At 56.8% G+C, this 16120-nt stretch carries 9 protein-coding genes; all 9 read left to right on the forward strand.

What is annotated here, in order from left to right; translation table 11 throughout:
* The first annotated feature begins 20 nt into the window (after window positions 1–20).
* The 9 genes from HMPREF2845_RS07070 to HMPREF2845_RS07110 all read left to right on the forward strand — a co-directional run bounded on the left by HMPREF2845_RS07070 (window position 21) and on the right by HMPREF2845_RS07110 (window position 15642).
* Window positions 21–692: a TetR/AcrR family transcriptional regulator gene (locus tag HMPREF2845_RS07070; RefSeq protein WP_246823120.1), complete on the forward strand. Its 672-nt coding sequence runs from the start codon at window positions 21–23 to the stop codon at window positions 690–692.
* 129 nt (window positions 693–821) lie between these two features.
* Entirely contained in the window at window positions 822–2549 is a 1728-nt protein-coding gene (locus tag HMPREF2845_RS07075) for an MDR family MFS transporter (protein WP_070634292.1), read from the forward strand.
* Window positions 2550–3065: 516 nt separating this feature from the next.
* Window positions 3066–4061 (forward strand): ABC transporter permease, encoded by a 996-nt coding sequence (locus HMPREF2845_RS07080; RefSeq protein WP_005507218.1) that lies wholly within the window; start codon window positions 3066–3068, stop codon window positions 4059–4061.
* The gene (locus HMPREF2845_RS07085) at window positions 4058–5059 is read left to right on the forward strand and encodes an ABC transporter permease (protein WP_005507216.1); all 1002 of its coding nucleotides are present in this window, start codon (window positions 4058–4060) and stop codon (window positions 5057–5059) included. Before HMPREF2845_RS07080 ends, HMPREF2845_RS07085 begins: the two co-directional genes overlap by 4 nt.
* On the forward strand, window positions 5059–7152 hold the full coding sequence (locus HMPREF2845_RS07090) for an ABC transporter ATP-binding protein (protein ID WP_049338246.1): 2094 nt from the start codon (window positions 5059–5061) through the stop codon (window positions 7150–7152). Before HMPREF2845_RS07085 ends, HMPREF2845_RS07090 begins: the two co-directional genes overlap by 1 nt.
* A gap of 431 nt (window positions 7153–7583) precedes the next feature.
* On the forward strand, window positions 7584–9284 hold the full coding sequence (locus HMPREF2845_RS07095) for an ABC transporter family substrate-binding protein (RefSeq protein ID WP_049338245.1): 1701 nt from the start codon (window positions 7584–7586) through the stop codon (window positions 9282–9284).
* 366 nt (window positions 9285–9650) lie between these two features.
* A complete protein-coding gene (locus HMPREF2845_RS07100; protein WP_070634293.1) occupies window positions 9651–11381 on the forward strand; it encodes an ABC transporter family substrate-binding protein in 1731 nt (576 codons plus the stop codon).
* 408 nt (window positions 11382–11789) lie between these two features.
* Entirely contained in the window at window positions 11790–13490 is a 1701-nt protein-coding gene (locus HMPREF2845_RS07105; protein WP_070634294.1) for an ABC transporter family substrate-binding protein, read from the forward strand.
* 442 nt (window positions 13491–13932) lie between these two features.
* Window positions 13933–15642, forward strand: a complete 1710-nt coding sequence (locus HMPREF2845_RS07110) for an ABC transporter family substrate-binding protein (protein ID WP_070634295.1) — start codon at window positions 13933–13935, stop codon at window positions 15640–15642.
* Window positions 15643–16120: the final 478 nt, after the last annotated feature.

The raw sequence follows: 16120 nt of genomic DNA on the forward strand, positions 1-16120 counted from the left end.
GTGATGAAATAATTGCAGTTATGCAGAAAAAGGAACAGAGCCTTCGCGAACGCCGCCGCGAACAAACCTGGACGGCAATCCACGAAGCAGCCCTCAAACGCGTCCGCGAACACGGGATGCGCGGAACCACCGTTGAAGAAATCGCCCAGGAGGCGGGCGTCTCCCCGCGTACCTTCTTCAACTACTTCCCCTCTAAAGAGGATGCCGTCCTGGGTCTGCGCGAACCGGTGGTCAGCGAGGAAATCCTCGAAACAGACCGTGCCCACGAGGATGACAACACGATCATTCGTGTAACCCACCTTCTCTGGGAGGTCATTTTCCAGAGCTTCCACTACGCCAAGGGCAAGGACCCTCGAGCTCCCTATCAGGAGTTCCCCGAGTCCGCGAAACGAATGAAGATGCACTACATGAAGTGCGAACAGGTGCTCACCGAGTACCTGAACACCATCGACTGGGTGGCTTTTGATGCTGCTGGTCGCCGCGGCCCCTTCCCGCGCCGAACCCCCGCTGACCCGCTGACCGATCACTTCCGGGAGCGATCACGCGCAAAGGTCCAGCTTGCCTCCGCGGTGCTTCGTCAGCTGGAGTTCGCCCGCGACCTGGAAGATAAAGAGGATATTGCCCGCCATATCCGCCAGACGGTGAAGACCTTCCAGTTCCTGCTTTTTGAGCAGAACCGACCGGCAATCTAGCGGCGGTTCACTGCTACAAACTACAAAAGCCCGCCGGAAACCGAATCCGAGGCCCCGAATCGAGGCAACCGAATCAAGAACCTGGCGGACACATAACAGAAACATATAGAACGTAACTAAGGATTATCGATGAGTACAGAGGAAAAGAAGCTACCTCAGCCGCCAGCCGGCGAGGCTAAGCAGGAAAGTAAAAACCGCATCCGCGCCATGTTCCTGGGCCTGGTCATTGTGATGCTCATGTCCTCGCTGAACCAAACGATTCTGGCGCCGTCGCTGCCCACGATTGTGGGTGAGCTTCACGGCGTGGAGCACATGAGCTGGGTGATTACTATTTTCATCCTGCTTTCGACGATTACGATGCCGGTCTACGGCAAGCTTTCTGACCAGTTCGGACGCAAGCCCTTCCTGATTTTTGCGATTGTCGCTTTCATGGCGGGTTCGATTGTTGGTGCGCTCGCTCAGGACATGAACTGGCTGATTTTTGCTCGTGCCCTGCAGGGTCTGGGCGGCGGCGGTCTGATGATTCTTTCTCAGGCTGTGATTGCTGATGTGATTCCTCCCCGCGACCGTGGCCGCTACATGGGTATTATCGGTGGCGTTTTTGCGTTCTCGTCGGTGGCTGGTCCGCTGATTGGTGGCTGGATTACTGAGGGGCCGGGTTGGCGTTGGGCGTTCTGGCTGAACCTGCCGCTGGCTATTCTGTCGATTCTTGCGGTGATTTTCTTGCTGCCGCACCGCCCGTTCCGTGAGCGTGAGAAGCACAGCATCGACTACCTTGGCTCGCTGATTCTGATGGCGGGTACGAGTGCGCTGGTGCTTGCCACGATTTGGGGCGGTAACCAGTACGAGTGGGCTTCGCCGCAGATTATTGGTCTGCTGATTTTCTCGGTGGTTGCTGCGCTGGTGTTCATCCCGGTGGAGAACCGTGCGGCTGAGCCGGTCATGCCCATGTACCTGTTCAAGAATCGTAACTTCCTGCTGACTCTGGGTGCTTCGCTGGCGCTGGGTGTGGCAATGTTCGGTGCGGTGGAGTATATCCCGACTTATCTGCAGATGGCGCTGGGTGTTAGCGCTACGGTGGCTGGTCTGCTGATGATCCCGATGATGGGCGTCATGCTGGTGGTGTCGATTGTGACGGGCCGCGTGGTGTCGAAGACCGGTCGCTATAAGCGTTATGTGACGAGCGGTACCGCGATTGTGGCGCTGGGCCTGTTCCTGCTGTCGACTGTGACTGTTGAGACTCCGACCTGGCTGTTCTGTGTGTACCTCGCGGTGATGGGTGCCGGTCTGGGTATGTCTATGCAGTTCTTGACTCTGATTGTTCAGAATGCGTTCCCGGTGAGTGTGGTTGGTACCGCGACGGCGTCGAATAACTTCTTCCGTCAGGTGGGTGCTACTGTGGGTGCCTCGCTGGTGGGTGGTCTGTTTACCTCGCGTCTGACCTCGCTGATTTCTGAGCGTATGCCGCAGCAGGCGCTGCAGTCTTCGGGTAGCCATGCGTCTTCGTCTCTGACTCCTGAACTGGTGGCGTCTTTGCCGGAGCCGGTGCACGGCATCATTGTGAATGCGTATAACGATGCGCTGATTCCGCTGTTCCTGTACCTGGTGCCGCTGGGTCTGGTGTCTACGCTGCTTCTGCTCTTCATTCGTGAGGACGCGTTGGCGACGACCCTGGAGACTGAGCCGGCTGTTGATATTGCTCGTGCGGCGACTGGCGCGATTCCGGTGATTACTCCGGAGATGGCTGCTAAGGACGCGCAGGCTTTGAAGAGCATGCACGGCTCTGCTCGTGCTCGTATTGATGAGTCGTTGAGCTCGGAGGCTTCGCCGGATTCGGAGCCTAACGCTAAGAGCTAGGGTCTTAGCACTAGATGCGGAGGCGTTGCCTTCCTATATAAGTGGCGCCCCGGTGCGAGTCGTGTGCTCGTGTCGGGGCGCTGTTTTTGGCTGAGTTGCCTTAAATAGCGCGCTTAAGAGGTGTGCCTTAGTGCTTGGTTTAGGGGTTGGAAGTGTTGGTTTAGTCCCCTAAATGGTGGGTTTACGTGGTGTTTTACCCTGTTAAAGCGCTTATCGAAAAGGTTATTACGTCCCTATGTCGAGAGAATTGTTTCGGATGTAAAATTTTCGTAAAAATTGTTAATCCGCCCCTTTTCCCCGGTATTCCGGGGCATTTTTTTACCCAGCTCCCTTTTAGCTTGCATACAGGCTGTTCTAAGGGGTGAAAGTGCCCAATGTGGGTTTGGTGGAAGTGTTACAGGCTATATAAGATAAAGTACATATGCTCCTAGTGACAGTCATCACGAAGCAGTGCGCTAGGACAGCATGACACACATGCCTTAACACCGACATCTACACAAGGAGGGGAACCGTCCCATGTTTAGGTACATCCTCCAGCGATCGCTGACGTACCTCGTCATGGTCTTTATTACGACCACGATGGGTTACTTTGCAGCGGTTACTGCCCTGAAGCCTGCCCTCTTGGAGCAGGAAAAGGTTCCGAAGCCTAGCCCCGAGCAGGTGAACCGTAACTTCGCATCCCTGGGTCTCGATCCCGAAATGAACCCCTGGGACCGCTACGTTCAGTGGCTGACCAATGTGGTCACCAAGTTCGATTGGGGCCGTAGCCCCAACGGCGCGTACATTAACCAGGAATTTGGCCAGCGCGTGTGGGTTTCTACCCGCCTGCTGCTGGTGGCTACCATTCTCTCGATTGTGATTGGTATTGCCCTGGGTGTGTACTCGGCAGCTCGCCAGTACAAGTTCTCTGACCGTGTTATCACCGGTTACTCCTACCTGGTCTACATCATCCCCGCTCCCGTTGCTTACTTCGTGGTGCAGCAGGGCGCGACCACTATCAACAACATCGCCGTTGCTAATGGTGGAGAGAAGATTTTCTATGTGACCGGTATTTCGACTCCGGGTCTGACCGGATTCTGGGAAATCACCATGGATATGGCGGCGCACTACGTCGTGCCGACCTTCTGTATGACCATCTTCGGTTGGGCTGGTTACCAGATTGCACAGCGTCAGTACCTGCTCGATAACGTGAACGCTGACTTCGTGCGTACCGCTCGTGCTAAGGGCTTGACCCGTAACCAGGCGATTACTCGCCACGCACTGCGCGTCTCCTTCATCCCCGTGGCACAGTCCATCGCGTACCAGATTCCGATGATTTTTGCGGGTGCATTCTTCGCCGAGACCGTCTTTGCATGGCCCGGTATCGGTAAGTGGTCGATTGACTCCATTTCCGCGCAGGACGTGAACGCTGCGACCGTGACCCTCGCGTACGGTTCTGCACTGTTCGCTGTCGGTGCGATCATCGCTGATATCGCTACCACCATCGTCGACCCCCGAGTGAGGATCTCATGAGTCAGGTAACTGCAACTTCCTCCGTACCGGTGGTACAGGAGAACGGTGACTTCAAGGTCATCAACAAGAGCGTTATTATTCTGCGCCGCTTCCTGCGTAACAAGGCTGCAGTCTTCGGTCTGTGCGTGTTCATCGGCATGGGTCTGTTCGGTCTGTTCGGTAAGTACCTGACCAAGTACAAGCCCAACGACATTGACTACATGGCGCTGGGTGAAGGCCCCTCGGCCGAGCACTGGTTCGGTACCACCATCGCGGGTAATGACGTGTTCGCCATGATGTCTGAGGCCGTCTGGACCTCTCTCCAGATTGGTGTGGTCGTCGGTTTGGCCACTGTGTTCATCTCCGCAGTTTACGGTTGTGTGATGGCGTACTTCGGTGGCTGGATTGACAAGATTATGCTGTTCATCCTCGAGACCCTGATCATGGTTCCCTCGCTGCTGATTCTGGCAATTCTGATTAACGGTCAGGTTGGTAAGCAGATTCAGAAGAGCGTCCCCACCTGGGTTCTGCTCTCTGCAGTGCTGATTGCCTTCGGCTGGATGGGTAGCGCCCGTGTTATTCGTGCAATGGCGCAGTCCCTCATCAACCGCGACTTCGTGAAGGCTGCACGCTACATGGGTGTGCACCCCTTCAAGATTGTGATGCGCCACCTGGTTCCGAACATTGGCTCCCTGCTGGTTCTGAACTTCACCAGCGGCATCATGGGCGCTGTGCTCTCTGAGGTCGCTTACTCCTTCATCGGCATCGGTATTAAGTACCCCAACTACTCGCTGGGCTCGCTGATTTCGGATGCTTCGCAGCAGATTAACACCCTGCCGCACATGTTCTGGTTCCCGGTTCTGTTCTTCTTCCTGCTGGTTGGTCCGCTGGCCCTCATGAACGACGGTCTGCGTGACGCATTCGACCCGACTTCGATGTCGGTCGGTAAGATCAAGAAGTCCAAGAAGAACGAGAAGGCAGAGGCACCCGCTGCCGCTGCAAAGGAGGCGAAGAACTAATGAGTACCTCTCCCGTTCTGAGCGTTAAGGACCTCAACGTCCGCTTCAATACTGAGAATGGCATCGTGCATGCTGTTCGCGGTGTGAACTTTGACCTGTACCCCGGTAAGACCCTGGGTATTGTGGGTGAGTCCGGTTCCGGTAAGTCCGTTGCCTCCATGGCGATTATGGGTCTGCACCCGACTACCGCTGACATCACCGGTTCGGTCAAGTACAACGGCACCGAGCTGCTGGGCTTGAGCGATAAGGAAATGTGCGCATACCGCGGCAAGGAGATCTCTATGATCTTCCAGGATCCGCTGTCCTCGCTGACCCCCGTGTACACCATTGGTGATCAGATTGCTGAGGTGCTCAAGGTTCACAACAAGGGCATGAGCAAGCAGGCTATCAAGGACCGTTCCATCGAACTGATGCGTATGGTGGGTATTCCTTCGCCGGCTGACCGCCTGCGTTCCTTCCCGCACGAGTTCTCCGGTGGTATGCGTCAGCGCATCATGATCGCTATGGCGATTGCGAATGACCCCCGCGTGCTCATCGCCGATGAGCCCACCACCGCACTGGATGTGACCATTCAGGCGCAGGTGCTGGAGGTTATGCAGAAGGCTCAGGATGAGACCGGCGCAGCGACCATCATGATTACCCACGACCTGGGTGTTGTGGCTGGTATGGCTGACGACATTCTGGTGATGTACGCCGGTAAGCCGGTGGAGATTGCGAAGGCAGAGGACCTGTACAAGCATCCCTCCCACCCGTACACCATCGGTCTGCTGGGTGCGGTCCCGCGTGTGGACCGTTCCGAGAAGGTCTCCCTGGTTCCGATTGAGGGTACCCCTCCGAACCTGATTAACCCGGTGACCGCGTGCTCCTTCCGCCCGCGTTGCCCCATCGCTAAGAGCGGTGGCCAGTGCTGCCAGGACTCCAACGGCGAGCCCGATCTGCAGCTGCTGGAAGGCGTCGGCGAGGGCCACTACTCCTCCTGCACCATCTCTCAGGAGCTGGTCGGTAAGACCGCTGACGAGCTGTACCCGGTTCCGGAGCCCCCGGTATCGAAGTACGACGGCATTCCGCGTGAGGAGCGTGCCCCCGTCCTGGAGGTCCGCAACGTCAAGAAGCACTTCCCGCTCATGAAGGGTGCGCTGATTAAGCGCCGCGTGGGCACTGTGAAGGCTGTGAACGGCCTGTCCTTCGACATTCGCGAGGGCGAGTGCTTCTCCATCGTGGGTGAGTCCGGTTGTGGTAAGACCACCACCCTGCTGGAAATCATGGAGTTCAACAAGAACACCGACGGTGAGATTCTGATTAACGGAACCTCCACCAAGGACGGCAAGTCCGCAGGTGAGATTCTTGAGCTGCGTAAGAACCAGCAGATGGTGTTCCAGGACCCCACCGGTGCTCTGGATCCGCGCTTCACCGTTTACGAGGTGCTTGCTGAGCCGCTGGAAAACCAGGGCATGAACAAGGCAGACATCAAGAAGCGCGTCATCGAGCTGATGCACATTGTGGGTCTGCAGCCTGACCACGTGAACCGCTTCCCGAACCAGTTCTCTGGTGGTCAGCGTCAGCGTATCGGTATTGCTCGTGCGCTTGCTGTGAACCCCAAGCTCGTGGTTCTGGATGAGCCGGTGTCTGCACTGGACGTGTCCGTCCAGGCTGGTGTGATCAACCTGCTGGAGGAGCTGCGTGCAAACCTGGGCCTGAGCTACCTGATGGTTGCTCACGATCTCGCGGTGATTCGCCACGCATCCGACCGCGTTGCAGTGATGTACCTGGGCCGTATTGTTGAGATTGGTGACGTCGATCAGGTGTTCGACAACCCGATCCACCCGTACACCCGTGCACTGCTCTCGGCGATTCCGGTTCCGGATCCCGAGGTTGAGGCAAAGCGTCACCGCATTATGCTTGAGGGCGACCTGCCCACTCCGGTGAACGCGCCTAAGGGCTGTGGCTTCTCGAGCCGTTGCCCGGTTTTCAAGCTGCTGCCTGAGGACAAGAAGCGTCGTTGCCTGGAGGAGATGCCGGAACTGACCCCCGTTGAGGGCCAGGATCACGGTTATGCTTGCTACTACCCTGAGGCTGAGGCCGCTACGGTGTAGCTCTAGAGTCGGCTGAATAAGTCGCATGTGTGCCGAGGGGCGAATATTCGTTGAATATTCGCCCCTCGGGTTTTTTAATGCCCGGTACTGGTGAGGCGCGTGCAGCTTGAGATTGTCACCTGGTGAGACGGCGGGAGCCTCAGAATGTGGCGCTTGGCACTGAAACCAGCAAGAAAACAGGAAAAACTGCACTGACTAGGCGTAACCTTTCTCACCATTCAAGATATGAATATTTATAGGCGAGCTTCTATACCGCGGGTAAGCCATAATTAAGCCTGTGGGTGCGCCGCTAGGGGCGTGCCTCAAGGAACACATTCATAGACCGGCACTAATTCATCGCTCACCGCACCCTAATTGCGGCGCATGAGCAGGGAACCCTTGACGCTTTCCTGCAGGATTATTGAGGGTCAAACGTATAAGAGGACACTCTCATGGAGAAGAATTTCATCCTGAACCGTCGTACCGTTCTCGGTGGCGCTGCAGCACTGGGTACCGTGGGCGTACTGGCTGCGTGCGGCTCGTCCAAGGACTCCAAGGCAACCACCAAGGGTGCAACCGTGGGCACCGATGCCAAGGAGCTTTATGACCTTGGCGAGGCCGCTGTTTCTGAGCTGAAGGATGGCGGCACTCTGCGCCTGGCTATTCCGGGTATTGGTCCGGACTTCAACCTTTTCAGCGCGGATGGCAACTCCCTGTACACCCAGACCGCTATGAGCCCCGTGGCTTACGCAGGCCTGTGGCAGGGTGACCCCCTGGGTAAGCGCACTCTGGCTCCCGAGTTTGCGAAGAGCTTCGATGTCGCCGAAGAAAACGGTCTGCCCGTCGTCTCCATTGAGCTGAACCCCCAGGCTAAGTTCAACGATGGTACCCCCATCGACTACAAGGCTCTGCAGGCTACCTGGAACATCCTCAAGAGCACCGATGGTGACTACAAGGTCGGAAGCAGCGGCATCTACAGCAGCATTGCTTCCGTGGAGCGCGACGGTGATGACTTCAAGGTGAAGGTAACCTTCTCCGCACCTTACTACCCGCTGAATACCCTCTTCGCTGGCATTGTGCACCCGGCTCTGCTGGACAAGGAACTCTTCAACACTGGTTTCGTTGACAAGCCGCACCCCGAGTACTGGGTTGGCCCCTTCACCATTGCTGAAGGTGGTTGGAACTCGACCGAGAAGACCCTGACCCTGACCCGCAACGACAAGTGGTGGGGCGAGAAGCCCGTTCTGGAGCGCATTGTCTTCCGTCAGATGGATCCCGCTGCTGAGCGCGCGGCATTCAAGAACGATGAGCTTGATGCGATTGGTGCTACCACCGCTTCCGCATACAAGGAGCTCAAGGACGTTGCTAACATCGAGATCCGCCGAGGCTCTCGCCTGTTCTCCGGTGGCGTGACCATGAACCCCGCCCGCATGCAGGATGTTGCTCTGCGCCGCGCTGTGGTTACTGGTCTGAACCGTGAGGCTCTCGCCAAGGTTCGTTTCCAGGGCCTGGATTACGAAGAGAAGCTTCCCAACTCGATGATTCACATGCCCTTCAACGAGTACTACCAGGACACCTACCCGACCCCGAACAACGATGCTGCTGCTGCATCCAAGATTCTGGAAGATGCAGGCTACACCAAGAACGGTGAGTTCTACGAGAAGGACGGCAAGCAGGCTGCCTTCAAGTTCTCCATCTTCGGTGAGGATCCCACCTCCAAGGCTGTCGGTCAGACCCTGGTTCAGCAGCTGAAGTCCGTAGGTATTAATGCTGAGCTCGACTCCCGTGCTGTTAGCGAGTTTAACAAGACCATGGCCTCCAAGGACTACGACGCAACCTCCTCCGGTTTCGCTCCGAGCTCCCCGGATGCTACCGAGGCTACCGAGCAGTTCTACATGCGCCGTAAGCCTGAGGAAGCTGGTTCCGATGAGATCAATGAGATGATCGCAAAGATGAAGCTCATTGCTGACGACAAGGAACGCAACCAGGCTTGCAATGAGATCGAGAAGAAGCACCTGGCTGAGTTCGCAGTGCTGATTCCGCTCATGAACGGCCCCGAGTACAAGTTCGTGAAGAAGGGTCTGCGCAACTACGGCGTGTCCCTCTTCCAGGGCACCGGCATTCACTGGGAGAAGGTTGGTTGGGCTAAGTAAGTCCTCATCCCTTCACCTCCTAGGTGAATAGCCTAGAGCTATTGAAAGTGTCCACCCGGATTATCCGGGTGGACACTTTTTGCATTTCTGGAGGGGGCTTTGGGTGCTTTTGTGTACCTATGTGGGGGAGTGATGGTATAGCTATCCGGCAAAATCCGAAAAATTCGCGCAAAAACAGGGTATTCATAGTATGAATATCCAAAAGACACGATAAATATTAAGAAATATTGTGATAATTCTTGGTTTTCGATCCTGGGGCGCGCTACAGTGGAGTCATACAAAGTTATGCAGTGCTCTGCATAAATAATCAACACTTCGGGGATACGGGATACACCCGCCCACGCAAGACAGAAGGAAACCACTCCCATGACCGCCCACACCGCATACACCGCGAGTAGCCACGAAGCGACCAAGAACAGCTTCAGCCGCCGCGCCCTCATTGGCGGCACCGCGGCTCTGGGAGCTGTAGGTCTGCTCAGCGCCTGCGGCAACGGCAGCGCAAGCTCTGAAAAGACCAAGGCCGCCGGCGCCGGTGCCAATATCGAAGACCTCTACAACATCAACGCTCAGGATGTGAACAGCCTGAAGAAGGGCGGCACCCTGCGCCTGCCCGCCGGATCCATCGGTCCGAACTTCAATTTCTACACCCAGAGCGGTAACACCAGCGATAACGTCAACGTTATGAGCACCATCAGCCAGGCCGGCATGTGGAACCTCGACTTTGACGGCACTTACAAGCTGAACACCGACTTTGCTGTCTCCTTCGAGCACAGCAAGAAGGGCGACAAGGTTCAGGTTGCCGTCAAGCTCAACCCCAAGGCTGTCTTCAACGATGGCACCCCCATTACCTACAAGGCGCTCCAGTCCACCTGGAACATCTTCAAGAGCCTGGATAACGGCTACAACATTGTCTCCAGCGGCATCTACGAATTCGTCGAATCCGTAGAAAAGGGCGAAGACGACTACAGTGCAATCGTCACCTTCTCCAAGCCCTTCTATCCGCTGCAGAGCCTCTTCTCTGAGATTCTGCACCCCGCACTGGAAGACGTCGAGCTCTTCAACAACGGCTTCGTGGATGCGCCCCACCCCGAGTACTGGGCTGGCCCCTTCACCCTGGCGGATAAGGGCTGGGACTCCACCGCGAAGACCTTCAGCGTTGTACCCAACGACAAGTGGTGGGGCACCAAGCCCCTGCTGGACAAGATCGTCTTTACCCAGATGGAATCCAGCGCTGCACGTGCCGCGTTCAAGAACGACGAAATTGACGCTATCGGTGCAAGCACCTCCTCCACCTATGCCGAGGTGAAGAATATTGCGGGTACCGAACTGCGTAAGGGCACCCGCCTCTACGCCGGTGGTCTGGATATTAACCCCCGCCGCGTCAAGGATGCTGCCCTGCGTAAGGCAATCTTCGTCGGTACCAACCGTGAAGCACTGGCAAAGATTCAGTTCCAGGGTCTGCCCTATGAGGAGGCTATTCCCGGTTCGATGATTCACATGCCCTTCTCGCCCTACTACCAGGATTCTTACCCGACCCCGAATAACAGCGTTTCGGAGGCGCAGAAGATTCTGGAGGCCGCCGGTTACACCAAGAACGGCGACTACTACGAGAAGGACGGCACGAAGGCTGGCTGTGCAGTGGTGGTCTTCGGTGACGATCCGACCAACAAGGGTAAGGCTCAGACCTTCACTCAGCAGATGAAGGATGTCGGCATTGAGATCCGGATCGATCAGCACGCCGATAGTGAGTTCGCCACCATTCTGGGCAACTGGGACTACGATATTTCCTTCAGCGGCTACTCGGTCTCTGCTGACGCAACCGAGGGTACCAAGCAGTTCTACTACTCCGAGAACAACGAAGGTATCGGCAGCAAGGAAATCGATGCCCTCATCGACGCCATGACCCTCATTGAGGACGACAAGGAACGTAACCTCGCCTGCAACGAGATTGAGAAGAAGCACATGGCGGAGTTCGCCTTCCTGGGCACCATTACGAACGGTCCTGACTTTGTGATGGTCAAGAAGACTCTGGCTAACTACGGTCCGCGCCTGTACAAGTCGATGGACTGGACTGCTGTGGGCTGGATGAATTCCTAGGGGTTCCTGCCCTATGAGCGGGTCGAATGCGTATATGCGCGTTCGGCCCGCTTTGCTGTGCCCGCTGACTATTTCTGGAGGTGGGGGAGGGGGCACTGCGTGAAGGGTGGTGGGGTTGTGCCGACATGGATTTAGGCTCGGTGTCTTAGGGCCGGGCGTAATAATTGAGAAATATTTATCGTGTTGCGCACCTGTAGTGATGTGTGTGGTGTACACTACTAAAAATATTAAATGTGGCTTAGAACATAGCTTTAGGTCACATTATTTTGCATGGCTTGACCTGCCCGCCCATCACCGCAGATAGCAGGCGCTCCTACAGGCGGAAACCCCGCCTCCAGAGCATGCGAGCCACCCACTCTACACTGCAAACACTGCATCAGCGCAGTCCACACCCACAAGGAGCCCATCATGAGCCCCCACCCCATCCCCTCCCTCTCCGGATTCAACCCGATCATGAGCCGCCGCGTACTGTTCGGCGGCGCAACCGCCGTCGCTGCTGCCGGCGTACTGAGCGCTTGTGGCTCCTCGTCCTCCAAGACCGAGCACAAGGCAAGCGAAACCCCGTTCTACGAAATCAACGAGCAGGATGCCTCGAAGCTCAAGCAGGGCGGTACCCTGAACCTGAGCACCTACTCCCTTGGCCCGGACTTCAACCGCTTCTCCCAGAACGGCTCGAGCACCTCCGTCTCCGAAACTATGGGCGTTATCGCCGGTGCCGGCATCTGGCGCAGCACCTTCAAGGGCGAAGACGAGCTCGACCCCAACTACTGCCTCGGCTTCGAAGCTAAGGAAGTAGACGGCAAGATCACCGCAGAGGTTCGCCTGAACCCCAAGGCAGTCTTCAACGATGGCACCCCCATCGACATCGACGCCCTCAAGGCAACCTGGCAGATCCAGCGTGACCCCGACGGTGAATACAAGATTGCCGCAGCGGGTATCTACGAATTCATCGAAAGCGTTGAAGCTATCGATGGCGACCGCTACCACGCACGCGTTGTTTTCAAGACTGCGCACAACCCCGTCAAGGGTCTGCTCTTTGGTGGAATCCTGCACCCGGCGATGCTCGACGTAAACCTCTTCAACGAAGGCTTCGTCGACAACCCCCACCCCGAGCTCGGTTGCGGCCCCTTCACTCTGGCACCCAACGGCTGGAACTCTTCCGAGAAGACCTTCACCGCAGTCCCCAACGACAAGTGGTGGGGTGAGAAGCCCAAGCTGGACCGCATCGTCGTGCGTGAAATGGCAGACGCTGCAGCTCGCGCCGCCTACAAGAACGGCGAACTGGACGTCGTCGAGTCACGTACCCTCAGCGCCTACAACGAGATGAAGGACGTTGCGAACTCTGAAATTCGCCGCGGTCGCCGCCTCTTCGCCGGCGGCATGAACCTGAACGCAGAGCACATCACCGATGTTGCTGTGCGTAAGGCAATCTTCCTGGGTATCGACCGTGGTGCTCTGGCAAAGATTCGCTTCCAGGGTCTGCCCTATGAAGAAGAAGTTCCCGGCTCGATGCTTCTGTTGGGTTCCTCCCAGTACTACCGCGACAACTACCCGGCACGTAACCCGGAGGAAGCACGCAAGGTCCTGGAGAAGGCAGGCTACACCAAGTCTGGCGACTTCTACGCGAAGGACGGCAAGACCATCACCCTGAAGCTGACCACCTTCGGTGATGACGCCACCACCAAGGGCCAGGCACAGACCTTCATTCAGAGCATGAAGGAAATCGGCATTAACTTCGAGCTCGATTCGCGTGCACAGTCCGAATTCTCGAAGGTTGTTGGTAACCGCGAGTACGACGTGAGCATTTCGGGCTTCGGCGTGGGCTCCGAGCCGACCAGTGCTGCCGAGTACTTCTACCACTCCAAGAACTGGAACGGCGTCGGCACCCCCGAAATCGACGCTATGGTCGATGAGATGGTCACCATTCTCGACGACGCTAAGCGCGCCGAGAAGTGCAACGAAATTGAGAAGAAGCACATGAGCGAGGTTTGCCTCTTCATCCCCTTCCTCAATGGCCCGGACTTCAAGGCATGCCGCCCGAAGCTCGCTAACTACGGTGCATTCCTCTTCAAGAGCCTCGACTGGTCTTCGGTTGGCTGGATGGCATAAGCCGCAGTTTTAAGCTCCCTGCCCCTATACGTTTTCGCAGTGTCGTATAGGGGTGGGGAGCTTTTTCTTGTGGAGGGTTCAGTGCGCTTTAGCTGCCCCGTCGCTGTGCTTGTAGCTTGTAACGATTCTCAAAGCACCGGATGTGACGCGCTCGCGCGCCAATGCGACATAATATTTCATTTTTTAGTTTTCGCACGCGGCTTCCGCGCAATGATGCGGGTTTAGATGCCGAACCCGTGATTTTTAGACGGTGTATAGTTCTTCCACGGGTTGGACTGTGGTCTGCGTCGCTTCTTTTGGGGGTATACTGTGTTTCAACCACAAACAATGTGGGGGCTCTCACAAAGGTGATGGGCGGGAGCTTCGGCGCTCCCGAAAAATCGGCGCACAACACGGTGCGCTTATCGAATAGCACCTGAGCCCTCCGGCATGAGGAGAATACATGACTCATCTACGTATTAATCGCCGTACCCTGCTGACCGGCACCGTTGCCCTGGGTACCGTCGGCCTGCTCGCTGCCTGCGGCGGCGGCTCTGACAAGAAGATTAGCGGTAAGGCTGCATCAAGCACCGAGGAAATCGTCAAGAACCTCGAAATTAACAAGCAGGACCGCTCCTCCCTCAAGCAGGGTGGCGAGTTCCGCGGTAGCGTCTCTGCAGTCGGCCCGAACTTCAACATTCTGACTCAGAGCGGCTACACCACCGCGAACCTCACCGCATTCGGTGGCCCCTGCAACATCCCCTCCGCTATCGGCTTCACCTCCCTGAGCCCTGCTGGCGAATACAGCCTCAACGACGACTATGTCAGCGACTACAAGGCAGAGACCGTTGGCGGCGTGCAGACCATCACCTTCAAGCTCAACTCTAAGGCTGTCTTCAACGACGGCACCCCCGTTGACGTTGAGGCAATCCGCGCCGCGTGGACCGTCTACCGCAACCCCGATGACGGCTACAACGTCATCGCAACTCCCTTCTGGCAGCAGGTGGCGTCCATCGACCCCGTGGATGGCGACAAGACCCGCGTCAAGATCGTCATGTCCAAGCCCCTGTACCCCGCTGAGACCCTCGGCCTGCTCGGTCTGCACCCCGCACTGACCGACAAGGAGCTCTTCAACAACGGCTTCGTGAACAAGCCCATGGATCAGTACTGGTCCGGCCCCTTCAAGATTGGCGAGTGGAACTCTTCGGCTAAGACTCTCACCCTTGTGCCCAACGACAAGTGGTGGGGTGAGAAGCCGCTGCTGGACCGCATTATCTGGCGTGAAATGGGCGACGAGGCAGAGCGCGCAGCGTTCAAGAATGGCGAGCTGGACAGCATTGGCTTTGCTGGCCTGGCAACCTACAACGCTGTCAAGGGTCAGCCCGGTGTCCAGATTCGTACCGGCCAGAGCCTCGGCGTGATTAACCTGCAGTTCAACCCGACCCGCGTGACCGACACCGCCCTGCGCCGTGCAGTCTTCGCCGCGGTTGACCGCTCCCAGCTGGCTAAGGTCAAGTTCGGCCAGATCAACTGGGAAGAGCCCCTGACCGGCTCCATGATTGCTATGCCCTTCCAGAAGGGCTACCAGAACAACATGCCGTCCAACCCCGGCGCCGAGGCTGCGGCAAAGATCCTGGAAGCAGCAGGCTACTCCAAGTCCGGCGACTACTACGCCAAGGACGGCAAGACTGCAGGCTTCTCCATCACCTACTTCGGTTCGGATGCAACCTCTCTGGCTCAGTTCCAGAACCTCGAGCAGCAGCTCAAGGCAGCAGGTATTAAGCTCGAGCAGGACAACCAGCCGCAGTCCCAGTTCAACTCCGTGATGGGCTCTAAGCAGTACGACTGCGCCTTCTCCGGCTGGGGTATTGGTGCTGACCCCGCAGACAGTGTTCAGTACTTCTACACCAGCGAAATCAACGAAGGTGTGGGCGATCCCGAGCTGGATAAGTTCATCGCGTCCATTTACGAGAAGGAATCCCACGAGGAGCAGTTGAAGATGGCTGCTGAGGCTGAGAAGCAGCACATGGAGAAGGTCGCTATTTACTTCCCCTACGCTAACGGCCCCAGCTACGCAGCTGTGAAGGAGAAGCTGGCTAACTACGGTCCTTCCCTCTTCGCAACCAGCTACACCGACCCCAAGCGCTGGGTCAATGTGGGTTGGCAGAACTAAAGCCACAGGTTAATTTTCTGGATTTCTATTCGGTAGTTTCTGAATTTTTGGAGGCGCCGGCATAAGACTCCGGAAGGGTAAAGTCCCGCGGTATTCCGCCTTAGAGGCGGGGTGCTGCGGGACTCTTTTGTTTCTCGGGGGAGGGTCGGCTGAAATTGAGGAAAGAAAAGTTTCTGCTGAAATATTTCCCGTAAAAGGTGAGGCGGGTCATGCTGTGTGGGTTTTGTGTGTATACTAATCCCAATGCAAACGTGTGTTCCATCATAGATGTGTATCACGAGTATGCGGGGTGGGTTGTGTTCCCCCACCCTCAGATTGTCGAGATGGCGCCACGTTTCAACACTCATCCCGGGCCGGGAGCGCATGGTACCTCACGTGCGCATCCCGGTCCTCAGACAAGGACAGATCATGACCACTTTCACCCTCAACCGTCGTACCCTACTCACCGGCACCGTTGCCCTGGGTACCGTCGGCCTGC

The organism is Rothia sp. HMSC065B04, from assembly GCF_001812285.1.
Taxonomy (GTDB): domain Bacteria; phylum Actinomycetota; class Actinomycetes; order Actinomycetales; family Micrococcaceae; genus Rothia; species Rothia mucilaginosa.

What these genes read in the sequence shown, in the direction of transcription:
- HMPREF2845_RS07070 (WP_246823120.1), top strand. Translation starts at nt 21, where the DNA reads ATGCAGAAAAAGGAACAGAGCCTTCGCGAACGCCGCCGCGAACAAACC.
- HMPREF2845_RS07075 (WP_070634292.1), top strand. Translation starts at nt 822, where the DNA reads ATGAGTACAGAGGAAAAGAAGCTACCTCAGCCGCCAGCCGGCGAGGCT.
- HMPREF2845_RS07080 (WP_005507218.1), top strand. Translation starts at nt 3,066, where the DNA reads ATGTTTAGGTACATCCTCCAGCGATCGCTGACGTACCTCGTCATGGTC.
- HMPREF2845_RS07085 (WP_005507216.1), top strand. Translation starts at nt 4,058, where the DNA reads ATGAGTCAGGTAACTGCAACTTCCTCCGTACCGGTGGTACAGGAGAAC.
- HMPREF2845_RS07090 (WP_049338246.1), top strand. Translation starts at nt 5,059, where the DNA reads ATGAGTACCTCTCCCGTTCTGAGCGTTAAGGACCTCAACGTCCGCTTC.
- HMPREF2845_RS07095 (WP_049338245.1), top strand. Translation starts at nt 7,584, where the DNA reads ATGGAGAAGAATTTCATCCTGAACCGTCGTACCGTTCTCGGTGGCGCT.
- HMPREF2845_RS07100 (WP_070634293.1), top strand. Translation starts at nt 9,651, where the DNA reads ATGACCGCCCACACCGCATACACCGCGAGTAGCCACGAAGCGACCAAG.
- HMPREF2845_RS07105 (WP_070634294.1), top strand. Translation starts at nt 11,790, where the DNA reads ATGAGCCCCCACCCCATCCCCTCCCTCTCCGGATTCAACCCGATCATG.
- HMPREF2845_RS07110 (WP_070634295.1), top strand. Translation starts at nt 13,933, where the DNA reads ATGACTCATCTACGTATTAATCGCCGTACCCTGCTGACCGGCACCGTT.